The sequence below is a fragment of the Achromobacter sp. ES-001 genome (genome assembly GCF_019448355.1).
GTDB classification, from domain to species: Bacteria; Pseudomonadota; Gammaproteobacteria; order Burkholderiales; family Burkholderiaceae_B; genus Achromobacter; species Achromobacter spanius_B.
Window position 1 is genome coordinate 302,933 of the sequence record NZ_CP079940.1, and the last position, 25,777, is coordinate 328,709.

The following is a 25,777-nucleotide window of genomic DNA, read 5'->3' on the forward strand; positions in this document are numbered from 1 at the left end:
TGGCGGGGCAACCGAAACCGCATCGGTCACTGTCACGGTCACGGCTGTGGCGGACGCGCCGATGACGGTGGACCCGGCCGTTCCGGGTCAAACCTTCGACCCGGCGACGGGCAACTACGCGACCAGCACCAACGAAGATACGGCCGTGACTGGCCAGGTCTCGGCGGTGGACGGCGATGGAGACACGCTGGCCTACAGCGTGGGCACGGCGCCCGCGCATGGCTCAGTCACCGTCAATGCCACCACGGGCGCGTACACCTACACCCCGACCGCCGATTATTACGGCAGCGATAGCTTCGTCATCAGCATCAGCGATGGCACGGGCAACGTCAGCTTGTCGACGGTCAGCGTCACGGTGTCGGCGGTGGTGGATATCGCGGGCGACACGGTTACGACGAACGAAGACACGACGGTCAATATCGCGGTCAACGCGAACGACACCTTCGAGAACGCGGGCCACGCCATCACGGCGATCAACGGTAGCGCGATCATCGTCGGTGCGCCGATAGCGGTGGCCAACGGTTCGGTGACCTTGAAGGCCGACGGCACCTTGGACTTCGCCCCGGCTGCGAACTACAACGGCGCGACCAGCTTCACGTATACGGTCACCTCTGGCGGCGCGACCGAGACGGCAACGGTCACTGTCACGGTGACCGCAGTGGCGGATGCACCGATGACGGTGGACCCAGCAGTTCCGGGTCAGACCTTCGATCCGGCAACGGGCAACTACGCGACCAGTACTGCCGAAGATACGCCCGTGACTGGCCAGGTCTCGGCCATCGACGGCGACGGCGATCCGCTGACGTACAGCGTATCGACCAACGCCGCGCATGGCACGGTGACGGTCAACGCCGCAACCGGCGCCTACACCTACACGCCGACGGCGGACTACTACGGCAGCGACAGCTTCGTCATCAGCATCAGCGATGGCACGGGGAGCGTCAGCTTGTCGACGGTCAGCGTCACGGTGTCGGCGGTGGTGGACATTGCCAACGACACGGTGACAACGAACGAGGACACGACGGTCAACATTGCCGTCAATACGAACGACACCTTTGAAAACGCGGGCCACGCCATCACGGCGATCAACGGCAGCGCGATCATCGTCGGTACGCCGATAGCGGTGGCCAACGGTTCGGTGACCTTGAAGGCCGACGGCACCTTGGACTTTGCCGCAGCTGCGAACTACAACGGATCGACGAGCTTCACGTACACGGTGACTTCGGGTGGGGCAACCGAAACCGCATCGGTCACTGTCACGGTGACCTCCGTTGCGGATGCACCGATGACGGTGGACCCAGCAGTTCCGGGTCAGACATTCGACCCGGCTACCGGCAACTACGCGACCAGCACCACGGAGGACACGGCCGTCACCGGCCAGGTCTCGGCCATCGACGGCGACGGCGATCCGCTGACGTACAGCGTATCGACCACCGCCGCGCACGGCACGGTGACGGTCAACGCCGCAACCGGCGCCTACACCTACACCCCGACCGCCGATTACTACGGCAGCGACAGCTTCGTCATCAGCATCAGCGATGGCACGGGCAACGTCAGCTTGTCGACGGTCAGCGTCACGGTCTCGGCGGTGGTGGACATTGCGGGCGACACGGTAACGACCAACGAGGACACCACGGTCAACATCGCCGTCAATACGAACGACAGCTTCGAAAACGCCGGCCACGCCATCACAGCCATCAACGGCAGCGCGGTCGTGGTCGGCACGCCGATCGCGGTCACCAATGGCTCGGTGACCTTGAAGGCCGATGGCACCCTGGACTTTGCCCCGGCCGCCAACTACAACGGCACGACCAGCTTCACCTACACGGTGACCTCCGGAGGCGCGACCGAAACAGCCACCGTCACGATCACGGTGAGCCCGGTTGCGGATGTGCCGATGGTCGTGGACCCGGCAGTTCCGGGTCAAACCTTCGACCCGGCCACGGGCAACTACGCCGTCAGCACCAATGAAGACTCGCCCGTCTCGGGCCAGGTGTCGGCGGTCGACGGGGATGGCGACCCGCTGGCCTACAGCGTCAGCACCACGGCCTTGCATGGCAGCGTGTCGATCAACGCCGCCACCGGCGCCTACACCTACACGCCGACGGCCGATTACTACGGCAGCGACAGCTTCGTCATCAGCATCAGCGATGGCACGGGTAATGTCACGCTGTCGACGGTCAATGTGACGGTGGCAGCGGTGGTGGACATTGCCAACGACACGGTGACAACCAATGAAGACACCACGGTCAACATCAACGTCAACGCCAACGACAGCTTCGAGAGCTCGGGCCACGCCATCATGGCAATCGACGGTAACGCCGTCGTGGTGGGATCGCCGATTCTGGTGGCCAACGGTTCGGTCACGCTGAAGGCGGACGGCACCCTGGACTTCGCGCCGGCTGCCAACTTCAACGGCTCGACCAGCTTCACGTATACGGTCACATCGGGCGGAGGCGTCGAGACGGCGACGGTCACGGTAAGCGTGACGGCGGTTGCCGACGCGCCGATGACGGTAGACCCTGCCGTTCCGGGTCAAACCTTTGACCCGGCCACCGGCAACTATGCCACCAGCACCGCCGAGGACACGGCTGTCACCGGCCAAGTTTCGGCGCTGGACGGCGACGGCGATCCGCTGACGTACAGCGTATCGACCACCGCCGCGCATGGCACGGTAACGGTGAACCCGGCGACGGGCGCCTACACCTACACCCCGACGGCGGATTACTACGGCAGCGACAGCTTCGTCATCAGCATCAGCGATGGCACGGGCAACGTCAGCTTGTCGACGGTCAGCGTGACGGTGTCGGCGGTGGTGGATATTGCCAACGATACGGTGACGACCAATGAAGACTCCACGGTCAACATTGCCGTCAATACGAACGACACCTTTGAAAACGCCGGCCATGCCATCACAGCCATCAACGGCAGCGCGGTGGTGGTGGGGACGCCGATCTCGGTGGCCAACGGTTCGGTGACCTTGAAGGCCGATGGCTCGTTGGACTTTGCCCCGGCCGCGAACTACAACGGATCGACGAGCTTCACGTATACGGTGACTTCGGGTGGAGCAACCGAGACGGCAACGGTCAACGTCATGGTCACCGCCGTGGCGGATGCGCCAATGACGGTGGACCCGGCCGTTCCGGGTCAAACCTTCGACCCGGCGACGGGCAACTACGCCACCAGCACGTCCGAGGACACGGCTGTCATCGGGCAGGTCTCGGCAGTGGATGGGGACGGAGATCCGCTGGCCTACAGCGTCGGTACTGCCGCCGCGCATGGCACGGTAACGGTCAACGCCACCACCGGCGCCTACACCTACACGCCAACCGCCGACTACTACGGCAGCGACAGCTTCGTCATCAGCATCAGCGATGGCACGGGCAACATCAGCTTGTCGACGGTCAGCGTCACGGTGTCGGCGGTGGTGGACATTGCCAACGACACGGTTACGACAAACGAGGACACGCCGGTCAACATTGCCGTCAATACGAACGACAGCTTCGAGAACGCAGGCCACGCCATCACGGCGATCAACGGCAGCGCGGTCGTGGTGGGGACGCCGATTGCGGTGAGCAATGGTTCGGTGACCTTGAAGGCCGACGGCACCTTGGACTTCGCGCCGACTGCGAACTACAACGGTTCGACGAGCTTCACCTATACGGTGACTTCGGGTGGGGCAACCGAAACCGCATCGGTCACTGTCACGGTGACTGCTGTGGCGGATGCGCCAATGACGGTGGACCCCGCCGTTCCGGGTCAGACTTTCGACCCGGTGACCGGCAACTACGCGACCAGTACCGTCGAAGACACCGCCGTTACCGGCCAGGTCTCGGCCATCGACGGCGACGGCGACCCGCTGACGTACAGCGTCTCCGGCGCGGCTGCCCACGGCACGGTGACGGTCAACGCCGCAACCGGTGGCTACACCTACACCCCGACCGCCGACTACTACGGCAGCGACAGCTTTGTCATCAGCATCAGCGATGGCACGGGCAACGTCAGCTTGTCGACGGTCAGCGTCACGGTGTCGGCGGTGGTGGACATTGCCAACGACACGGTTACGACGAACGAGGACACGCCGGTCAACATCGCCGTCAATACGAACGACACGTTCGAGAACGCCGGCCACGCCATCACGGCGATCAACGGCAACGCGATCATCGTCGGTACGCCGGTTGCAGTGAGCAACGGATCGGTGACCTTGAAGGCCGACGGCACCTTGGACTTCGCCCCAGCTGCGAACTACAACGGATCGACGAGCTTCACGTATACGGTGACCTCTGGTGGGGCAACCGAAACCGCAACGGTCACTGTCACGGTGACCGCCGTGGCGGATGCACCGATGACGGCGGACCCGGCTGTTCCGGGTCAGACCTTCGATCCGGCCACCGGCAACTACGCGACCACTACCGTCGAAGACACCGCCGTTACCGGCCAGGTCTCGGCCATCGACGGCGACGGCGATCCGCTGACGTACAGCGTATCGACGACCGCCGCGCATGGCACGGTGACGGTCAATGCCGCAACCGGCGTCTACACCTACACGCCGACGGCGGATTACTACGGCAGCGACAGCTTCGTCATCGGCATCAGCGATGGCACGGGCAACGTCAGCCTGTCCACGGTCAGCGTCACGGTATCGGCAGTGGTGGACATCGCCAACGACACGGTCACCACCAACGAGGACACGACGGTCAACATCGCGGTCAACGCGAACGACACCTTCGACAATGCAGGCCACGCAATTACCGCGATCAACGGCAGTGCGGTGGTGGTGGGCTCGCCGGTCGCGGTAGCCAACGGTTCGGTGACGCTGAAGGCAGACGGCACCTTGGACTTCGCACCCGCGGCGAACTACAACGGATCGACCAGCTTCACCTACACGGTGACCTCGGGTGGCGCGACCGAGACGGCAACGGTCACCGTTACGGTGACCTCCGTTGCGGATGCACCGATGATGGTGGACCCTGCCGTTCCGGGTCAGACCTTCGACCCGGCCACGGGCAACTACGCCACCAGCACCACCGAGGACACGGCCGTGACTGGCCAAGTCTCGGCCGTGGATGGAGACGGAGACGCGCTGACCTACAGCGTGGGCACCACCGCCGCCCATGGCACGGTGACGGTCAACGCCACGACCGGCGCCTACACCTACACCCCGGCAGCCGACTATCACGGCGGCGACAGCTTCATCATCGCCATCTCGGACGGCACGGGCAACATCAGCCACTCGACGGTCAGCGTGACGATCTCGTCCGTGGTCGACATTGCCGATGACACGATCACGACCAATGAAGACACCCCGGTCAACATCGCCGTCAACGCCAACGACAGCTTCGAGAGCGCGGGCCATGGCATCACCGCCATCAACGGCAGTGCGGTCGTGGTGGGGACGCCAGTAGCGGTGGCCGACGGTTCGGTGACGTTGAAGGCCGATGGCACCCTGGACTTTGCCCCGGCCGCCAACTACAACGGCACGACCAGCTTCACCTACACGGTGACCTCTGGCGGCGCGGTGGAAACGGCAACCGTCACGGTGACGGTGACGGCGGTGGCGGATGCACCGATGACGGTGGACCCGGCGGTTCCGGGCCAAACCTTCGACCCGGCGACGGGTAACTACGCCACCAGCACGTCCGAGGACACGGCCGTCACTGGCCAGGTCTCGGCGGTGGACGGCGACGGCGATCCGCTGGCCTACAGCGTGTCGACCAACGCCGCACATGGCTCGGTGACGGTGAACGCCACAACGGGCGTCTACACCTACACGCCGACGGCGGATTACTACGGCAGCGACAGCTTCGTCGTCAGCATCAGCGACGGCAACGGCAACGTCAGCCTGTCCACGGTGAATGTCACGGTGTCGGCGGTGGTGGACGTTGCCAACGACACGATCACGACCAGCGAGGACACGACGGTCAATATCGCCGTCAACACCAACGACAGCTTCGAAAACACGGGCCACGCCATCACGGCCATCGACGGCACCGCCATCGCGGTAGGCACGCCGGTGGCGGTGACCAATGGCTCGGTCACGCTGCGGGCAGACGGCACCCTGGACTTCACCCCGACGACCGACTTCAACGGCTCCACCAGCTTCACCTACACAGTGACCTCTGGCGGCGCGGTTGAAACGGCCACCGTCATGGTGACGGTGACGGCCGTGGCGGATGCGCCGATGACGGTGGACCCGGCCGTTGCGGGCCAGACCTTCGACCCGACTACCGGCAACTACGCCACCAGCACCACCGAGGACACGGCCGTCACCGGCCAGGTCTTGGCAGTGGACGGCGACGGCGATCCGCTGACGTACAGCGTATCGACCACCGCCGCGCATGGCACGGTGACGGTCAATGCCGCAACCGGCGTCTACACCTACACGCCGACCGCCGACTACTACGGCGCCGACAGCTTCGTCATCGGCATCAGCGATGGCACGGGCAACGTCAGTTTGTCGACGGTCAGCGTCACGGTATCGGCAGTGGTGGACATCGCCAACGACACGGTCACCACCAACGAGGACACGACGGTCAACATCGCGGTCAACGCGAACGACACCTTCGACAATGCAGGCCACGCTATCACCGCGATCAACGGCAGCGCGGTAGTGGTGGGCACGCCGGTCGCGGTGGCCAACGGTTCGGTGACGTTGAACGCCGACGGCACCCTGGACTTCGCGCCCACTGCCAACTACAACGGCGCGACCAGCTTCACCTACACGGTGACCTCCGGCGGCGTCGATGAGACGGCAACGGTGAACGTGACCGTGACGGCGGTGGCGGACGCGCCGATGACGGTGGACCCGGCCATCCCCGGCCAGACCTTTGATCCGGCTACCGGCAACTACGCGACCAGCACCGTTGAGGACACGGCGGTCAGTGGGCAGGTATCGGCCACCGACGCAGACGGCGACACGCTGGGCTACGGCGTCGGTACCGCGCCGGCGCACGGCACGGTCACGGTCAACGCCACGACCGGCGCCTACACCTACACGCCCACCGCCGACTACTACGGCGCCGACAGCTTCGTCATCAGCATCAGCGATGGCGCGGGCAATGTCAGCCTGTCGACGGTCAGCGTTACGGTGGCGGCGGTGGTGGACATTGCCGACGACACGATCACAACCAGCGAGGACACGACGGTCACGATCGCCGTCAACGGCAACGACAGCTTCGAAAACACGGGTCACGCCATCACGGCGATCGATGGCAACGCCATCGTGGTCGGCACGCCGCTTGCCGTGGCGAACGGCTCGGTCACGCTGAACGCCGACGGCACCTTGGACTTCGCGCCCACGGCCAACTACAACGGTTCCACCAGCTTCACCTACACGGTGACGTCCGGGGGCGCGGTTGAGACGGCAACGGTCACAGTGACCGTGACCGCCGTGGCGGATACGCCGATGACGCTGGATCCGGGAGTTCCGGGCCAGATGTTCGACCCGGCCACGGGCAACTACGCGACCAGTACGTCCGAGGACACGGCTGTCACCGGCCAGGTCTTGGCAGCGGACGGCGACGGCGACACGCTGGCCTACAGCGTATCGACCACCGCCGCGCATGGCACGGTCGCGGTCAACGCCGCAACCGGCGTCTACACCTACACGCCGACGGCGGATTACTACGGCAGCGACAGCTTCGTCATCAGCATCAGCGATGGCACGGGCAACGTCAGCCTGTCCACGGTGACCGTCACGGTGGCGCCGGTGGCGGATATCGCGGGCGACACGGTCACGACCAACGAGGACACCACGGTCAACATCGCCGTTGACGGCAACGACAGCTTTGAGAACGCCGGTCGTGTCATCACGGCAATCGATGGCACCGCGATCACCGTGGGAACGCCGGTCGCGGTGGCCAACGGCTTGGTCACGCTGAACGCCGACGGCACGTTGGACTTTGCGCCGACGGCGAACACCACCGGCTCGACCAGCTTCACGTACACGGTCACCTCGGGGGGCGCCACGGAAACCGCGACGGTCACCGTCAACGTGACCGCCGTACCGGATGCGCCGACCCAGGTGGACCCCGCGGTACCGGGCCAAGCCTACGACCCGGTCACCGGCAACTACGCGGTCAGCACCAATGAGGACACGGCGGTCAGTGGCCGGGTGCTGGCGGTGGACGTGGACGGAGATCCGCTGGCCTACAGCGTGTCGACCGCGCCGGCCCACGGCACGGTCACCGTCAACGCCGCAACCGGCGCGTACACCTACACGCCGACCGGCGACTACAACGGCACCGACAGCTTTGTCGTCAGCATCAGCGATGGCACGGGCAACGTCATTGTGTCGACGGTCAATGTGACGGTGGCCGCGGTGGCCGACATTGCCAACGACAGCGTCACCACGCTGGAGGACACGACGGTCAATATTGCCGTCAACGGCAACGACAGCTTCGAGAACGCCGGCCACGCCGTCACGGCGATCAACGGCAACGCCCTGCTGCTGGGCACGCCGATGGCGGTGACGAACGGTTCGGTGGTGTTGAAGGCCGACGGCACGCTGGACTTCATCCCTGCGTCCAACTTCCACGGAGCCACCAGCTTCACCTACACGGTCACCTCGGGTGGCGTAACGGAGACGGCCACGGTGACGGTCAACGTCACGTCGGTCAATGACATCCCCGTGCTGCTGGGCAACCGCGTCGGCGGCCAGGTGTTTGATCCGAACACGGGCGAATTCACGGTGCCGACCTTGGAGGACACGCCGGTTTCCGGCCGCGTGGCGGCGCTGGATACCGACGGCGAACCGCTGAGCTACGCGGTCAGCGGCTTGCCCGCCCACGGCACGGTGACGATCGACGCCGCCACGGGCGCGTATGTCTACACGCCAAGCGGCGACTTCCACGGCAACGACCGCTTTGTGGTGACCATCTCGGATGGCAGCGGCGGCACGTTGCAAGCCGTGGTGAACGTGAGCGTGGCGGCGGTGGCGGATATCGCCGACGACACGGTGACGACCCTGGAGGACACGCCCGTCAATATCGTCGTCAACGGCAACGACACGTTCGAGAACGCCGGGCACGCCGTCACGGCCATCGATGGAACGGCCGCGACGGTGGGGGCGCCGATAGCGGTGGCAAACGGCGTCGTGACGCTGCGCGCCGACGGCAGCTTGGACTTCACGCCCTCGGCCGATTACAACGGCACGACCCAGTTCACCTACACCGTCACGTCCGGCGGGGCCAGCGAAACGGCCACTGTCACCGTGAACGTGACGGCGGTGAACGACAGCCCGGTGGTACCGGCCGTCACGGTAAGTCTGCCGCTGGGAGGCGGCAGCCTGGATGTGCCGGCGAACCGGGGCTTGCTGGCCGGCGCGTCGGACGTCGATGGCGACCCCTTGTTTGTGGCCGACGTCAGCGTGGATGGTGTGCCGGGAAGAACGCCGGCCGGCTCGCCCCTGGCGCTTCCGGGCGCGGGTACGTTGCTGGTCAGGCCCGACGGCAGCTATGTGTTCACGCCGTCAAGCGGCTTCACGGGCGAACTGGTGGTGCGCTACCGCGTCAGCGACGGCAACGGCGGGTTCACGGAGTCGACGTTCACGCTGCGCAACTCGGCATCGTTGTTCACCGAGCAGGACGACTTGCGCTTCGTAGAGGGGGCGGGAGCAAGCGAGTCGGCCATCGGCGGCAATGGCGGCATGGTGGCCAGCGAGGTGAACTCGGTGTTGATCCGGGCGGTAAACGGGCTGGGCTCGCTGGACGGCACGCCGGACTTGCAGCAATCGGGTGGAGCAGTGCTGCTGGCCGTCAATGGCGTCAACAGCCTGGACCACCTGGGAAGCTTCACGGGGGTGGGGGCGGTGCTGCAAGCGGTCAACGATATCGACTCGCTGAATGGCATCGACGACATCGGCGCCCGGAGTGGCTTGCATCAGCTGCTGGGCTCCGGCCTGGGCGGCGGGCTGGGAGACGGGCAGGCGGTCTTGTCGACGCTGCCGCTGGGAGCAGGCTTGCAGCTGGACCTGGTGGGGCGTGGCGATCAGCTGCTCTTCATCGTCAACGGCGGCGACGGCAAGGCGGACATGCGCATCACGCTGGCCAACGGCGCGGCATTGCCGGGCTGGGTGCAAGCGGAGGGACGTGGCCTCTTGCTGATCAACCGACCGGCCGGCATGGAAACGCTGAGCCTGCGCCTGACTCCCAGGTCTGGGCCCGGAGCTGGGGTGGGCCGTGTCATCACGCTGGATTTCCTGTCTGGCACGATGCGCGAACAGCGCGCGCCGGCCGATCCGGTGTTGCGTCCGCAGACGACGCCGGATGCCAAGCCGGGTGCGTCGCTGGCCGCGCCGGAACGCTTGGCGGGGGCACCGTTCTCGGTGCAACTGGCCCAGGCGGCGCGCCAGCATGACGTGGAGGACATCGCCTTGATGGATCTGCTGGACTGAGGCGCACGAAGTGCACGATGCGCATGACGCGGATGACGTGGATCACGCGCATTGCGTGCAGGGGGCCGAGGCGGGCCGGGGCATTCGTCCCTGCCCGCCTCGGCCCCAGTCCGTTCAGATGGCCTTGAATGTCTTCAGGTGGATGCTGGTCTCGGTGGCCGAGATGCCCTTGAGGGTGCGCAGCCTGTCCAGCACTTCGGACAACTGATCGATGGTGGGCACCCGCAGTTCCGCCAGCAGGTCCCAGCGGCCGTTGGTGTCGTGCAGGCCCGCCACCGCGGGTTCGCCCATCAGCAGGTTCACGATCTTGCGGGTTTCGTGGCCTTCCACGGCGATGCTCATCCACGCCACGATGTCGTCCGTTTCTGACTCGGGGCGCAGGCGCACGGTATAACCGACGATGATGCCGCGCTCTTCAAGCTTGCGGATGCGGTTGTCGATGGTGCCGCGCGATACGTCCAGCTTCTTGGCCAGCGTGGCGATGGACAGGCGGGCGTTCGCGCGCAGCAGGCCCAGCAAGCTCTGGTCTAGCGTGTCCATTGTGCAAAGTGCTAATGTTGGCTGTCGAATTGCCAGAATCTTAGCGTTTCGTGTGGAAAGTTGTCACTATGAATTGATTTGGGCATCGGCCAGAATTTCCTTTCCATAACTTGGGGAGAAAAAAATGACGACATTGCTCACGACGTCGGACGTTGCCACCATCGTGGCCCGATACGGCCCGCGCAAGGTTTTCACCGATCTGCTGGACTATGTGCTGGCCGATTTTCTGCGATGGCAAGAATTCGACAAGTGCGCCCGTGTCGCCAGTCATTCCCCTGCCGGCGTCATCGAACTGATGCCCGCCGCCGACAGCGAGCTGTACAGCTTCAAGTTCGTGAACGGCCACCCCGACAACCCGCAAACCGGCCTGTCCACCGTGATGGCCTTTGGCGCCCTGGCGCAAGTCAGCACGGGCGAACCGCTGCTGATCAGCGAACTGACCCTGACCACCGCCCTGCGCACCGCCGTCACGTCGGCGCTGGCGGCACGCGCGTTGGCCCGGCCCGGTTCGCGCTCGATGGCGTTGATTGGCAACGGGGCACAGGCGGAATTCCAGGCCCTGGCATTTCACTATGTGCTGGGTATTGACGTGTTGCATGTGTACGACGTGGACGCCGACGCGACGCGCAAGCTGCAAGCCAACCTGGCCGCTGTCGCCCCGACGCTGCGCGTGGTCGCGTTTGACGGCACCGCGCAGGCGGTCAAGGGGGTGGACATCGTCACCACCGTCACCGCCGACAAGGCCTACGCCACCATTCTGACCGCCGACATGGTTGAACCCGGCATGCACATCAACGCCTTGGGCGGCGACTGCCCGGGCAAGACCGAACTGCATGCCGACGTGCTGCGCCGGGGCGCTGTCTTTGTCGAATACGAACCGCAGACGCGCATTGAAGGCGACCTGCAACAGATGCCCGCGGATTTTCCGGTGACGGAACTGTGGCGCGTGCTGACGGGGCAGGCGGCCGGCCGCCGCAGCGCTGAAGATGTGACCATCTTCGATTCGGTGGGTTTTGCGCTGGAAGACTTTTCGGCCTTGCGCTGGTTGCGCGACAGCGCCGTCCGATTTGGCATCGGCGCTCGCATTGAAGTGGCGCCGCGGTTGCAGGATCCCAAGAATCTGTTCGATGTGGTGCGCGCGGCCACTGACGTGAAGGCCGCGCCGGGGCAGCCATAGCCCCGGCGATTCATCAGCAAAGCGCGATCAGGCGGCGCGCGGGGCGTCAGTGGGCGGCGTGCCGTCGTGGAACATCGTCTTGAGCTGCGAGCGCAGCTCTGGCGAGTCGGCGTGCTTGTGCACGGTGGTGGCATGCTGCACGGCGGCTTCCAGCAATTCGTCGTCGGAATCCGCGGCCAGGGCTACCGAGCAATTCATCTCGCTTGGAAACTCACGGCAGTCGATGTATTTGCGGGTCATGATTGTCTCCTTGCGCAGCGCCCAGGGGCGCTTGCGTAATGGCACATCCGACGCGCGGCATGCGGGGCATCGGGCAGTTGGCGCGTCGCAGCGCACCCGATGATTCCAAAAGTATAGACCCGGGCGCTTACGGCTTTTCTTCTGGCAGTGCGTCATGCGACACCGGGCGGCCCAAGAGGTAACCCTGGAAGTGCGAGCAGCCTTCCTGTGTCAGCCGGTCCAGCTGCGCGGCGGTTTCCACGCCTTCGGCAGTGGTCGGAATGTCCAGGCTGCGCCCGATGCCGTTGATGGCGCGGATGATGGCCAGTGCTTCTTTACTGGATTCGACGTCCTGGGTGAACGATTTGTCGATCTTGATCTTGTCGAAGTCGAACGACCGCAGATAGCCCAGCGACGAATAGCCCGTGCCAAAGTCGTCCAGCGCCACTTTCACGCCCAGCGCCTTCAAGCGCTTGAGCGTGTTCAGGTTGGAGGCCGAGTTGGCCAGCAGCACCGATTCGGTAATCTCCAGTTCCAGCCGCCGCGCCGGCAGGCCGGACTTGGTCAACGCCGATTCCACCAGCGACACCAGCGCGCTGTTGGTGAACTGGCTGGCAGACAGGTTCACGGCCACCGTTTCGTGGTCGTCCCAGCGCATGGCTTCGGCGCAGGCCTCGTGCAGGGTGAAGGCGCCCAGCTCGTGGATCAGACCGGTTTCTTCGGCGATGGGAATGAAGTCGCCCGGCATGATCAGGCCCTTGACCGGATGCTGCCAGCGCATCAGCGCTTCGCGTCCGACGATGCGCACGTGGCTGACGTCCAGGATGGGCTGGTAATACAACTGCAATTGCTGACCCATGATGGCCTGGCGCAGGTCCATTTCCATTTCATGGCGCTTGAGCGCGGCGGCCTCCATCTCGGGCTGGAAGAACGCCATGCGGTTGCGGCCGTTGCGTTTGGCTTCGTACAGCGCCATGTCGGCGTAGCGCAGCAGGTGGTCGGCGGTGTACTCGGGCGTCTCGGCCAGCGCGATACCGATGCTGACGCTGATCGGCACCGTATGGCCGTCCACTTCAAAGGGCTGGCGCACCGCATCGATCAGCCGTTCGGCCATCTTGCGCACGTCGTCCTGCTGGCCGATGTTGGGCAGCACCACCGCGAATTCGTCACCGCCCAGGCGGGCCAGCGTGTCCTGCTCGCGCAGCACCTTCGGCAGCCGCTTGGCCAAGAGGCGCAGCAGCTCGTCGCCGCAGGGATGGCCCAGCGTGTCGTTCACGCTCTTGAAATTGTCCAGGTCCAGGCACAGCACGGCGGTGCGCCGATCGTCGGCGCAATGGTGCAGCGCCTTGAGCAGCTGCTCGCGGAACAGCCGGCGGTTGGGCATGCCGGTCAGGGTGTCGTGATGCGCCATGTAGCGCACCTGGGCATGCGCCGCGTTCTCGTCCGTGACGTCGTCGGAGATCAGCAGCGCGTAACGCGAGCGCGGGTCGTTGCTGTGGAAAACCAGCGTGCGCGTGCGCAAGGTGCGCATGCCGCGCGCGGTGGTCAGCTCTTCTTCCGCTTCACGCAGGGCGCCGTCCGATCGCAAGGCGTCGTGCGTCAGCCGGTCCAGGAATTCGCACACGGGTTTAGGCAGGCACTGCTGCGCCGTCTTGCCCAGCATCTGGGCGCGCGTGACGCCGAACGTCGCTTCCGCCTGACGGTTGGCCAGCAGGATATTGCGCGACACGGCGTCCATCACCAGCACGCACGACGGGATGTGCGACACCACGGCATCCAGGAAGCTGGATAGCGATGTCAATTCCGAGTTGTAGTGTTCGGCCAGCTCTTTGGCCTTCACCAGCTGCTGTTCGCGTTCACGGCGTTCGGTGACGTCGCGCGTGACCTTGGCAAAGCCGATCAGCTCGCCCTGGTCGTCGCGGATGGCGTCGATCACGACATTGGCCCAGAACAGCGTGCCGTCGCGGCGCACGCGCCAGCCCTCGGCTTCGAAGCGGCCCTGTTCGCGCGCCGTGGCCAGGCCGCGTTGCGGCAAGCCGGCGGCCTGGTCGGCGGCCGTGTAGAAGCACGCAAAGTTCTTGCCGACGATTTGCTCTTGCGTGTAGCCCTTGGCGCGCTGCGCCCCGGCGTTCCAGTTGGCGACTGTGCCGTCCGGGTGCAGCATGTAGATGGCGTAGTCGACGACACCCTGCACAAGGTGCCGGTACATGACGTCGGAATTGTCGATGATCATTGGATGAAGGGGCGGGGGGAAGCGCCCGCGTCTGGCGGGCCAGGCCGGCGTACGCGTGGGCTGTCCCGCGAATGGAATGAGGGATCTACGGCTTTACGTCGCCGTCTTGGCAATAGTTAAGGCGCGGGCCTGAAAAGGCGTGAATCTAACGAATGTTGTCGTAGAAACACGGTTCATTGCATGGGGTGGCGCGGCGGGTCACAGCTTTACCCGCTGGCGCAGCGCCTGCGCGATCATCCCGATGTCGATGTCCTTGCCCGGGTTCTTCAAGCAGAAGTCGTACAGCACGGCCACGTACGCATTGCCCAGCAGCTTGGTGATGGCGCCCGCGGTGGTGGCGGCGATGGTGCCGCCCACGGCGCTGCCCGCGCCCGGAATGAATTTCAGCATGCCCGATACCACCGACCGCCCGATCAGCGTGGCCGCCGACGCACCCAGCGTGGAGGTGACCAGCGTGGTAATGGCGGTGGTGTCCAGCTCCATGCCGAAGGTGATGCCGATCTTGGCGATCATGCCGACCTGGATCGGCACCAGCGCAAACGCGTCTGAAAACGGAATGGGCGCGGCGGCGGCGGACGCGGCCAGGCCGGCAGCCACGTTCACTTCTATCTCAGCCCGCTTTTTTTTTACTTCCAGGGCCTTCTTGTTGCGGGTGGACAGGGCATTGGCGTAGGCGCGCTGCTGGCCCTCGGGGATGTGCTCGGCCGTGACTTCAATCAGCTTGTCCAGGCCCATCGGCGGCAGTTCCGCGTCCAGTTCTTCGATCCATTCCGGCAGCGCGCGCACGGCTACTACCTGCTTGGCGCGCGGCAGCAGCTTGTGCGCCTCGGCAACGAAGGGGCTGTTCTTGCGCGCCTTGGTCAGCACCACCACCACCGGGATGCCGGCGGTGGCCAGCATGTCGGCCAGTTCGATCTCGGCGTCTTCCACGCGGTGGCTGCTGTCCTGGATGCACAGCCAGGCCACATGCACGTGCTTGTCCTGATCGTCGGACGCCGAACGTTCCTGGATCAAGTCCGTCAGCGCCTGGCGCGAGCGCGCGTAGTCGCCCACTTCCAGGCCGCGCGTATCGATGATGGTCAGCGGATGGCCGGGCTTGGTGTATTCCTGGGTGGTCTGCGTGACGGGCTTGCCCGCGCCCGTCTTGGCCAGATCGCCGCGAAACACGGCGTTGATCAGCGTGCTCTTGCCGACGCCGGTCTTGCCCGCGATCAGGATGTTGACGCGACCCGCGCCGCGCGTGGCCGTGCTGATGGCGTCGGCGATGGCGTCCTGCAAGGCGGGCGAATCGGGGCGTAGGGGCGGCATGAGCGGTAATAACTGGAAAGGGATTGAGCAACGATATCAGATGAGTCCGACATTCGCGGCAACCGCGATATTTTTCTTGCCACTTCACCGAAGATCCGGGTTGCTTGATGAATCCGGTGCGTGGGCAGGCGCAACGGATCCCATAACCATATGGCTGCCCTGCGGTAAGGAGACCTTGAAAATGGCGTTGGACATAGGAGTCGTCATGCTCTACCTGGGCGGCATGCTGCTGCTGGGCTGGTACGGCATGCGGCGTGCAAAAACCCAGGAAGACTATCTGGTGGCGGGCCGCAACCTGGGGCCCGGTTTGTACATGGGCACCATGGCGGCCACGGTGCTGGGCGGGGCCAGCACGGTGGGTACGGTGCGGCTGGGATATCAATACGGTATTTCGGGGTTCTGGCTATGCGGGGCGCTGGGGCTGGGCATCATCGTGCTGAACCGGGTGCTGGCCAAACCCCTGCTGAAGCTGCGCATCTTCACGGTGACGCAGATTCTTGAACGGCGCTTCACGGCGGGCGCCAAGCATGTCAGCGCGCTGGTCATGATGGCGTATGCGCTGATGCTGGCGGCCACGTCCGTCATCGCCATGGGCACGGTGATGCAGGTGCTGTTCGACCTGCCGTTCTGGGTGTCGGTCGTGGTGGGCGGCGGCGTGGTCGCGGTGTATTCCACGCTGGGCGGAATGTGGTCGTTGACCCTGACCGACATCGTGCAATTCATCATCAAGACGGTGGGCCTGATGTTCGTGCTGCTGCCCATCTGCCTGATACGGGTGGGCGGCTGGGACCAGCTGGTGGCGCAGCTGCCCGCCGCCAGTTTCAGCCTGACGAACATCGGCTGGGGCACGATCATCACCTACTTCGTCATCTATTTCCTGGGCATCCTGATCGGCCAGGAAATCTGGCAGCGCGTCTTCACCGCCCGCGACGAACGCGTGGCGCGCGTGGCGGGCACCGCCGCCGGGTTGTACTGCATCGTGTACGGCCTGGTGGGCGCGGTGATCGGCATGACCGCGAAGGTGCTGCTGCCCGATCTGCCCGACGTCAATCACGCGTTCGCCGCCATCGTGCAGGCGGGCCTGCCGGACGGCATACGCGGCCTGGTCATCGCCGCGGCGCTGGCGGCCATGATGTCCACGGCCAGCGCCGCCATGCTGGCCACGTCCACCGTGCTGGCCGAAGACCTGTTGCCGGCGCTGCGGGGCGGGCGCTCGTTCACCGACGTGCGCGTGCACCGGCTGATCACGCTGCTGGCCGCGCTGTCGGCGCTGGGCGTGGCGTTGGTGGTCGATGACGTCATGAGCGCCCTGACCTGCGCGTACAACCTGCTGGTGGGCGGCATGCTGGTGCCGTTGCTGGGTGCCATCTACTGGCGCCGCGCCACCACCGCCGGCGCAATGGCGGGAATGCTGCTGGGTTGCGCGGCGGCCATTGCGTTCATGGTCAAGGACGGCCTGGCGGCCAACACACCGGTCTACGCGGCGCTTGCGGCCAGCGCCGCCGGCTTTGTGCTGATCAGCTTGCTGGGGCGGGCGGGCGCGCCGTGGGGCGATACACCCGTGCCGCGAGCCGACGCCAAATGAACCTTTTATTTCAGGAGCACATCATGCGCTTTACCCCGGAGCGCCTTGCGGCGCTGCGCGCCCGCTTTGGCGGCGCCAACGAAGCCATCATCCACGACCCGCATTTTCGCGAAGTGGCCGTCAACATCATCGACGGCAGCGGCACGCGCAGCGCGCCCTATGCGGGCATGCCTACCTTGCTGGACGCCCCGGCACGCCCCATCGACTGGCAAGCGCCCGACTTCGGCGACCTGCAAGTGGCGCTGACCGGCGTGCCGATGGACCTGGGCGCCAGCAACCGCAGCGGTTGCCGCTTTGGGCCGCGCGCGCTGCGCGCCATCGAACGCGTCGGCCCCTACCACCACGTCTTGCGCTGCACGCCCACGCACGACCTGCGCGTGGCCGATATCGGCGATGTGCCGATGCGCAGCCGCTTCAACCTGGAGCAATCACATGAAGATATCGAAACCGCGTACGCCAAGATCCATGCGGCGGGGGTCATTCCGGTTTCGGTGGGGGGCGACCATTCCATTACCCTGCCGATCCTGCGTGCGCTGGGCCGACGCGCGCCGGTCTCGCTGATCCACTTCGATGCGCATTGCGATACGGGCGGCCCGTTCGACGGCAGCCGCTTTCACCACGGTGGCCCGTTCCGCCAAGCCGTGCTGGACGGCGTGCTGGACCCCACGCGCACCATCCAGATCGGCATCCGTGGCGCCGCGGAATACCTTTGGGAATTCTCGTACGAGTCCGGCATGACGGTCATTCACGCGGAAGACATTGCCCGCCTGGGCGTGGATGCCGTGGTCGCGCAGGCGCGCAAGGTCGTGGGCGACACGCCGGTGTACGTCTCGTTCGACATCGATTGCCTGGACCCGGCGTTTGCGCCCGGCACGGGCACGCCCGAGGTGGGCGGCGTGACCGTGCGCGAAGCGCAGGTGATCCTGCGGGCGCTGGCGGGTATCGACATCATCGGGGGCGACGTGGTCGAAGTGGCGCCCGCCTATGACGCCACGGCCAACACCGCGCACGCGGGCGCGCAGATGCTGTTCGAAATCCTGAGCCTGGTCAGCGTGCGCCACGCGGGCTGACGACGCGCGCGAACTTTCTTGCATTCCCCTTTCGCTTTGGCGCAAAAGGTAATGGAAGGTACAAACGCACACTCGGCGGCGTGGTGCCGCCGATAGTGCGTTCGTCACGGTAAACATGCACGCTAATGGTGCGCACGGGCCACGCGCGCGCGCAATGCCCTGGGAGGCAGCGCTGGCGCGGGTTTCGCGATATGGGACGGCGGCGACGACGGGGCGCGCGCGCAAAAAAAAGGGCGCGATCGAATGCCTGCCATGCTGTTACATCACAAATGTTTCGGACGCGTTGGCGGGCATGGCGCCCTCGTAGAATCGGCGCCTCGTAAGGTTTCGCCGCGCTGTCAGCGGCACCGTTCATGACCCGATTTGCCCTCGTTCCCCGTTTGCTCCGGTCGCGCCCGCTGACCAAGGGCTTTCGCTATCTTTACCGCTATACGCGAGCCGGCGCCTATCGGCATAACGAAACCTTGTGGCCGCTGGTGAAAGTACGCCGCGATGCCCGCGACCACGACCGCTTGCTGTCCTGCAACGTGGTCGGCGTGCAAGGCCCGGCTACCTTGCCCCTGGCCGACGTGCCGCGAGCCATCACCGGCGACGCCCACCTGATCCTTAGCGGCCCTTCCATTGCTGACATCGACTATGCGCGTTGCCGACTGGGCAACGTGATGGGCGTGAACGGGTCGATTGCGCTGCGGCGCGCGCATCCCTCGTTGCGCTTCGATTACTACGCGATGCTGGACGCGGGCTTTGTGAAGCGCCGGCGCGACTTGGTTGCCGAGGTCTTGTCGCAGGACCTGCTGCTGTTTGTCACGCCCGAGGTGTACCGATGGATTTCGTACTTGTTCGACGCCAAGGCGGTTCGGTGCCGCATTGCGCTGTTCGAGGAAGTGCACCAGCGTGCGCTGCAACCGCGCGCGCAACCCGATGCCCTTGCCGCGCGGTTGGCGCGCGACCCCGAGCTGGTGTTGTTCGACGCGCATCACCCGCAGCACGCGCATGGCTTCAGCCTGAACCCGTCGCGCGGCCTGTTCGGCGGCGGCACGGTGGCCTACACGGCCTTGCAACTGTTGGCCTGGATGGGCGCGCGCACGCTGTACCTGCACGGCCTGGACCTGAGCGCCACGGCCGGCCCGCGCTTTTACGAAAGCCCGGGCGCGCAGCTGGCCACCGCGCTGGACCGGCAGTTTGCCGGACATATCGAACCGGCGTTCCGCCAGGCCAGCCGCCTGCTGCGCGCGCACGGCGTTCAGGTCTACAACCTGTCCTTGAATAGCCGCCTGGGCGAGGACATATTTGAAAAGCGCCACTGGAGCTGTTTGCTCAATCAAGGGGAATCCCCGCCTTCCCTGCAACGGTTCTCGGGCCTATCACGATGAAGATTCTGTACACCAACTTTCACCAGGGCGATGGCGGCGGGCACACCACCTACGTCATGTCCCTGGCACGCATGCTGCGCCAACGCGCCCAGATTACCGTGGCCGCGCCGCTTGGCAGCCGCCTGCTGGCCGAAGCCCACGCCTTGCCCGGCGTGCACTCCGTTGACCTGGAATTCAAGGGCCGCCCGTTTCAGCAGTTAAGCGCGTTGCGGCGGCTGCGCGCGCTGCTGCGCCGCGAACAGTTCGACGTGATCCACGTGAACGGCTCGGCCGACCATCGCCTGTGCATGCTGGCCACGGTGGGCATGGGCGCCAAGCGCCCGTTCATTGTCTACACGCAGCATACCGATCGCAGCGCCAACAGCCTGGGAGTGCGCATGCGCGCCAAGTGGGGCACCAACCGCGTCATCTGCGTGTGCGGCCACACGTTTCGCCGGATGAAAGATTCGGTGTTTCGCGATGAAGACCTGCGCGTGGTGCACAACGGCGTGGATACGCTTCAGTATCGACCGGCCACCCCTGACGAAGTCGCCCAAGCGCGCGCCGCGCTGCTGCCCAAGGCCATGCAGCGCCGGCTGGTGATCGGCAGCAACGCCGGCACCGCCGTGTACAAGAACTGGCTGGACATGGTGACCGCCGTGTCGCTGCTGCCCGAGCATCAGCGCGATCAGGTCGTGATCCTGATTGCCGGCAAGGAACCCGACGACGAACAGCGCCAGCGCGTGGCCGACCTGGCCATGACGCATCAAGTCGTGTTCACGGGCTTGCTTGACGACGTGCGGCCTTTCCTGGCGGCACTGGATGTGGGGTTTGTGTTGTCGTCTCGTCTGGAGACCATCTCTTTTGCGTGCCGCGAAATGATGGCGGCGGGCAAGCCGGTCATCGTCAGCAAGGTCGGCGGCCTGACCGAGAACGTGACCGACGGGCGCAATGGCTGGGTGGTGCCGCCCGGTTCCGTCAGCAGCGTGCTGGCCACCGTGTCCACCCTCTTGAACGATCGCGCCATCGCCGCGAAGATGGGCGAGGAAGCGCGCAACACGGCGTTGCGCGAGTTTTCCCTGGCGCATTTCGTGGGACAGACCGAGCAGGTGTACCAAGAACGCGGGGCGTCCGACCGCCAGTTTGAACTGACGTCCTGACGCCCCGGCGTTGCCGCGTGATCCTTAGAAGTGGATCACGGTGCGGATCGACTTGCCTTCATGCATCAGGTCGAAGGCTTCGTTGATGCGGTCCAGCGGCAGCGTGTGCGTGACGAACGGGTCCAGGTCGATCTTGCCGCTCATGGCGTCTTCGACCATGCCCGGCAGTTGCGTGCGGCCCTTCACGCCGCCGAAGGCCGATCCGCGCCACACGCGGCCCGTGACCAGCTGGAACGGGCGCGTGCTGATTTCCTGGCCGGCGCCGGCCACGCCGATGATGATGCTTTCGCCCCAGCCCTTGTGGCAGCATTCCAGCGCGGCGCGCATCACGTGCACATTGCCGATACATTCAAACGAAAAGTCCACGCCGCCGTCGGTGAGTTCGACGATGACGTCCTGGATGGGCTTGTCGTAGTCCTTCGGGTTGATGCAGTCGGTGGCGCCCATGGCGCTGGCCAGCACGAACTTGTTCGGGTTGGTGTCCACGGCGATGATGCGGCCGGCCTTGGCCTGCACCGCGCCCTGGATCACGGCCAGGCCGATGCCGCCCAGACCGAACACGGCGACGGTGTCGCCTTCCTTGACCTTCGCGGTGTTGTGCACGGCGCCCAGGCCGGTGGTCACGCCGCAGCCCAACAGGCAAACCTTTTCATGCGGGGCGGCCGGGTTGATCTTGGCCAGCGAGATCTCGTTGACGACCGTGTATTCGCTGAAGGTCGAGCAGCCCATGTAGTGGTACAGCGGCTTGCCTTCGTAGCTGAAGCGCGAGGTGCCGTCGGGCATGACGCCCTTGCCCTGGGTGGCGCGCACCTTCTGGCACAGGTTGGTCTTGCCGGACAGGCAGAACTTGCATTCGCGGCATTCGGCCGTGTAGAGCGGAATGACGTGGTCGCCCGGCTTCAGCGACGTCACGCCTTCGCCCACTTCCACGACCACGCCCGCGCCTTCGTGGCCCAGCACGGCGGGGAACAGGCCTTCGGGGTCGTCGCCGCTGAGCGTGAACGCGTCGGTGTGGCAGACGCCGGTGTGCGTGATCTGCACCAGCACTTCGCCGCGCTGCGGGGGCGCGACGTCGATTTCAACGATTTCCAGCGGCTTGCCGGGTCCGAATGCGACTGCTGCGCGTGATTTCATAATTTTGCTCCACGAATGTCGGGGGGATTACTTCAAATAGGAACGGACGATGCGCATCAGCTGGTCGACCTCGGCCTCGGCGTCGATCCCGGCGTGTTGCGGCCCGCCCTGGGCGGATTGCAGGAAGGTTTCCCGGAGATGGCTTTCCAGCACCTCGGCCATCAGGCCGGTGGCTGCACCGCGCAAGGCGGCCAGCTGTTGCAGCAGCGCGCCGCATTCCGTGCCTTCGTTGACCGCGCGTTCCAATGCTAACGCCTGCCCCTGGATACGGCGCAAGCGGGTAACGACACGTTTTTTTTCTTCCGGCGAATGCGGCACGGCAGGCTCCGAAAACGATACAGGGGGGGAGTATACGAAAAGCGCCCCGTCATTCGCAAGACATGTGTACCTGTCTATACTACAAGCCGTTTTTCACCGCCGTGTGGCGCCCACTCCAGGATCATTCCGTGGCTTCTTCTCCCCCCCGACTACCCGTCCAGGCCAATGCCCTGCCCGCCCCGCTGTATGCGCAGGTCAAGCAGATGATTGCGCAGCAGATCCGCACGGGCGCGTGGCCCGCGCACTACCGGGTGCCCTCGGAAAGCGAACTGGTCGACGAGCTGGGATTCAGCCGCATGACGATCAACCGCGCGCTGCGCGAGCTGACGGCCGAGGGCTTGCTGGTGCGCATGCAGGGGGTGGGCACGTTCGTGGCGCAGCCCAAGGCGCGCTCGGCTTTGTTTGCCGTGAACAACATCGCGGACGAGATTGCCGCGCGCAACCATCGGCACCACAGCCGCGTGGTGCGCCTGGCCGAAGAGCCGGCCGGGTCCGAGCAGGCGCTGGCGCTGGACCTGCGCGTGGGCCAACCCGTATTCCATTCGGTCATCGTGCATTTCGAGGACGACGTGCCGATTCAACTGGAAGACCGCTACGTCAATGTGCGGTTGGCGCCGGACTACCTGAAACAGGACTTCACGCAGCACACCCCGTACGAATACCTGACGCGCGTGGCGCCGCTTAGCGAAGGCGAACACGTCGTAGAGGCCATCCTGGCCAAGCCGCGCGAATGCCAGCTGTTGCAGATCGAACGCAGCGAGCCGTGCCTGTTGATCCGTCGCCGCACGTGGTCCGGCGACCGCGCGGTGACGCTGGCGCGGCTGATCCACCCCGGCTCGCGCCACCGTCTGGAAGGCAAGTTCACGACATGAATCCGTCCAACGTTCGCCTGTATCGCGCTGCTGACTACCCGCGCATGCCGTGGAAAAACGGTGGCGGCACCACGCAGGAAGTCGCTTGCAACCCTGGAGGCAGCACCGCCGCGTTCGACTGGCGCCTGTCGATTGCCGACGTCGCGCAAGACGGCGGTTTTTCGGCGTTCGCGGGCTATCAGCGCATCATCACCGTGCTGGAAGGCAGCGGCATCGAACTGACCGTTGACGGCCAGGCACAGGCGCCGCTGATGCCGTATCAGCCTTACGCGTTCCTGGGGGACGCGCAGGTCCAGTGTCGTTTGCTGGACGGGCCGATCCGCGACTTCAACCTGATCTACAAGCCGCAGCGTTATCACGCTCGGCTGCAATGGGCGTCCGGCGCCGGGCCATGGGTGTTTCATAGCGATGCGCACAGCCTGCTGGTGCTGAACGCCGGCGACGCCCTGACGTTGAACGTGGACGGGGTCGACCATGCGCTGCCTGCGCGCTACGACTGCCTGCATGTGGACGGGCGGCAAGCCCTGGCGTCGTATCGCCTTGCCGGCAACGGCGCTGTGAACGCTTGCGTGATCGAGCTGCATCCCTTAGTTCATTGGGGGTAAACCCCTACCAAAATTCGTCTCGTCCTATCTTGTATATACAAGCATAGGCATCCTATGATGCGGGCAATCGCCGCGCTGCGGGTACGCGCGCGGCAGAACCGATCAAGGAGACTGTCTTGGACCAATCGAATCGATATCGCGATGTCGTCATCCGCGCGCCGCGTGGCAACCAGCTGACCGCCAAAAGCTGGTTGACCGAAGCGCCGCTGCGCATGTTGATGAACAACCTGGACCCGGACGTCGCTGAAAACCCAAAAGAGCTGGTGGTGTACGGCGGCATTGGCCGCGCCGCCCGCAACTGGGACTGCTACGACAAGATCGTCGAATCGCTGACTCAGCTGAACGACGATGAAACGTTGCTGGTGCAGTCGGGCAAGCCGGTCGGCGTCTTCAAGACCCACGCCAACGCGCCGCGCGTGCTGATCGCCAACTCCAACCTGGTGCCGCATTGGGCCACGTGGGAACACTTCAACGAACTGGACGCCCGGGGCCTGGCCATGTACGGCCAGATGACGGCGGGCAGCTGGATCTACATCGGCAGCCAGGGCATCGTGCAGGGCACGTACGAAACCTTCGTCGAGGCGGGCCGCCAGCACTACGGCGGCAATCTTGCCGGACGCTGGGTGCTGACCGCCGGGCTGGGCGGCATGGGCGGCGCGCAGCCGCTGGCGGCCACGCTGGCGGGCGCATGTTCGCTCAACATCGAATGCCAGCAGGCCAGTATCGATTTCCGTCTGCGTACCCGCTACGTGGACGAGCAGGCCACCGATCTGGATGACGCGCTGGCGCGCATCAAGACGTACACCGAGCAAGGCCGCGCCGTGTCCATCGCGCTGTGCGGCAACGCCGCCGACGTGCTGCCCGAGCTGGTGCGCCGTGGCGTCAAGCCCGACATGGTCACCGACCAGACCAGTGCGCACGATCCGCTGAACGGCTATCTGCCGGCCGGCTGGACGTGGCCCGAATATCGCGAACGCGCCAAGCGCGAACCGGCCGTCGTCATCAAGGCCGCCAAGCAGTCGATGGCCGTGCACGTGCAGGCGATGCTGGCGTTCAAGCGCCAGGGCATACCCACCTTCGACTACGGCAACAACATCCGCCAGATGGCACAGGAAGAAGGCGTGGCAGACGCGTTTGACTTCCCCGGTTTCGTGCCCGCGTATATCCGCCCGCTGTTCTGCCGTGGCGTCGGCCCCTTCCGGTGGGCCGCGCTGTCGGGCGACCCGCAAGACATCTACAAGACGGACGCCAAGGTCAAGGAACTGATACCCGATGACGCGCACCTGCACCGCTGGCTGGAGATGGCGCGCGAACGCATCAGCTTCCAGGGCTTGCCGGCGCGTATCTGCTGGGTGGGCTTGGGCCAGCGCGCCAAGCTGGGTCTGGCATTCAATGAAATGGTGCGTTCGGGCGAGCTGTCGGCGCCCGTCGTCATCGGCCGCGACCACCTGGATTCCGGGTCCGTCGCCAGCCCCAACCGCGAAACGGAATCCATGCGCGACGGCTCGGACGCCGTGTCCGACTGGCCGCTGCTGAACGCCTTGCTCAACACCGCCAGCGGCGCCACCTGGGTGTCGCTGCATCACGGCGGCGGCGTGGGCATGGGGTTCTCGCAGCATTCGGGCATGGTCGTCGTGTGCGACGGCACGGATGAGGCCGCCGAACGCATTGCGCGCGTGCTGACCAACGACCCGGCCACGGGCGTGATGCGCCATGCCGACGCCGGCTACGACATCGCCATCGACTGCGCGAAAGAGCAGGGCTTGAACCTGCCCATGGTCAACGCCCAGCGCTAAGCGCGGCACAACCCT

Annotated in this window: 15 protein-coding genes (1 of these 15 only partly in view); 9 read left to right on the plus strand and 6 right to left on the minus strand. The window is 65.4% G+C overall.

What is annotated here, in order from left to right; translation table 11 throughout:
- Positions 1-10,393, plus strand: partial view of a tandem-95 repeat protein gene (locus KYT87_RS01330; protein ID WP_219991573.1) — the 3' end only. The gene continues 18,695 nt to the left of window position 1, outside the view; 10,393 of the gene's 29,088 nt are visible here — the last part of the coding sequence; its start codon lies off the left edge, out of view; the stop codon is at positions 10,391-10,393.
- Positions 10,394-10,507: 114 nt separating this feature from the next.
- On the opposite strand, the gene KYT87_RS01335 is transcribed toward KYT87_RS01330, so the two are convergent.
- Complete coding sequence (locus tag KYT87_RS01335; protein WP_046805562.1) at positions 10,508-10,933, minus strand: Lrp/AsnC family transcriptional regulator; 426 nt, start codon at positions 10,931-10,933, stop codon at positions 10,508-10,510.
- 124 nt (positions 10,934-11,057) lie between these two features.
- Between KYT87_RS01335 and KYT87_RS01340 the strand changes: the two genes are divergently transcribed.
- Positions 11,058-12,110, plus strand: a complete 1,053-nt coding sequence (locus KYT87_RS01340) for an ornithine cyclodeaminase (RefSeq protein ID WP_219991574.1) — start codon at positions 11,058-11,060, stop codon at positions 12,108-12,110.
- A 27-nt stretch (positions 12,111-12,137) separates the two neighbouring features.
- On the opposite strand, the gene KYT87_RS01345 is transcribed toward KYT87_RS01340, so the two are convergent.
- The 3 genes from KYT87_RS01345 to KYT87_RS01355 form a co-directional block, all read right to left on the minus strand.
- On the minus strand, positions 12,138-12,350 hold the full coding sequence (locus KYT87_RS01345) for a DUF1059 domain-containing protein (protein WP_046805564.1): 213 nt from the start codon (positions 12,348-12,350) through the stop codon (positions 12,138-12,140).
- A gap of 127 nt (positions 12,351-12,477) precedes the next feature.
- Positions 12,478-14,562: a bifunctional diguanylate cyclase/phosphodiesterase gene (locus tag KYT87_RS01350; RefSeq protein WP_219991575.1), complete on the minus strand. Its 2,085-nt coding sequence runs from the start codon at positions 14,560-14,562 to the stop codon at positions 12,478-12,480.
- A gap of 198 nt (positions 14,563-14,760) precedes the next feature.
- Positions 14,761-15,870 carry a YcjF family protein gene (locus KYT87_RS01355; protein WP_046805565.1) on the minus strand — a complete coding sequence of 370 codons (1,110 nt, stop codon included), beginning with the start codon at positions 15,868-15,870 and terminating at the stop codon, positions 14,761-14,763.
- A 181-nt stretch (positions 15,871-16,051) separates the two neighbouring features.
- Between KYT87_RS01355 and KYT87_RS01360 the strand changes: the two genes are divergently transcribed.
- From KYT87_RS01360 to KYT87_RS01375, 4 genes are all read left to right on the plus strand, one after another.
- Positions 16,052-17,455: a sodium:solute symporter gene (locus tag KYT87_RS01360; RefSeq protein WP_120153521.1), complete on the plus strand. Its 1,404-nt coding sequence runs from the start codon at positions 16,052-16,054 to the stop codon at positions 17,453-17,455.
- A gap of 23 nt (positions 17,456-17,478) precedes the next feature.
- Complete coding sequence (gene speB, locus KYT87_RS01365) at positions 17,479-18,525, plus strand: agmatinase (protein WP_370638743.1); 1,047 nt, start codon at positions 17,479-17,481, stop codon at positions 18,523-18,525.
- Positions 18,526-18,878: 353 nt separating this feature from the next.
- Complete coding sequence (locus KYT87_RS01370) at positions 18,879-19,898, plus strand: hypothetical protein (RefSeq protein ID WP_219991576.1); 1,020 nt, start codon at positions 18,879-18,881, stop codon at positions 19,896-19,898.
- On the plus strand, positions 19,895-21,037 hold the full coding sequence (locus KYT87_RS01375) for a glycosyltransferase (protein ID WP_046805568.1): 1,143 nt from the start codon (positions 19,895-19,897) through the stop codon (positions 21,035-21,037). The genes KYT87_RS01370 and KYT87_RS01375 overlap by 4 nt, the downstream gene beginning before the upstream one ends.
- A 24-nt stretch (positions 21,038-21,061) precedes the next feature.
- On the opposite strand, the gene KYT87_RS01380 is transcribed toward KYT87_RS01375, so the two are convergent.
- Complete coding sequence (locus KYT87_RS01380) at positions 21,062-22,171, minus strand: S-(hydroxymethyl)glutathione dehydrogenase/class III alcohol dehydrogenase (protein WP_104144862.1); 1,110 nt, start codon at positions 22,169-22,171, stop codon at positions 21,062-21,064.
- Positions 22,172-22,198: 27 nt separating this feature from the next.
- Complete coding sequence (locus KYT87_RS01385) at positions 22,199-22,489, minus strand: metal/formaldehyde-sensitive transcriptional repressor (protein ID WP_046805570.1); 291 nt, start codon at positions 22,487-22,489, stop codon at positions 22,199-22,201.
- 128 nt (positions 22,490-22,617) lie between these two features.
- Here KYT87_RS01385 and hutC point away from each other — a divergent pair, with 128 nt between their 5' ends.
- From hutC to hutU, 3 genes are all read left to right on the plus strand, one after another.
- The gene (gene hutC, locus KYT87_RS01390; RefSeq protein ID WP_046805633.1) at positions 22,618-23,361 is read left to right on the plus strand and encodes a histidine utilization repressor; all 744 of its coding nucleotides are present in this window, start codon (positions 22,618-22,620) and stop codon (positions 23,359-23,361) included.
- Positions 23,358-23,966: a HutD family protein gene (locus tag KYT87_RS01395; RefSeq protein ID WP_219991577.1), complete on the plus strand. Its 609-nt coding sequence runs from the start codon at positions 23,358-23,360 to the stop codon at positions 23,964-23,966. Before hutC ends, KYT87_RS01395 begins: the two co-directional genes overlap by 4 nt.
- A 116-nt stretch (positions 23,967-24,082) precedes the next feature.
- Positions 24,083-25,762, plus strand: a complete 1,680-nt coding sequence (hutU, locus tag KYT87_RS01400; RefSeq protein ID WP_219991578.1) for a urocanate hydratase — start codon at positions 24,083-24,085, stop codon at positions 25,760-25,762.
- Positions 25,763-25,777: the final 15 nt, after the last annotated feature.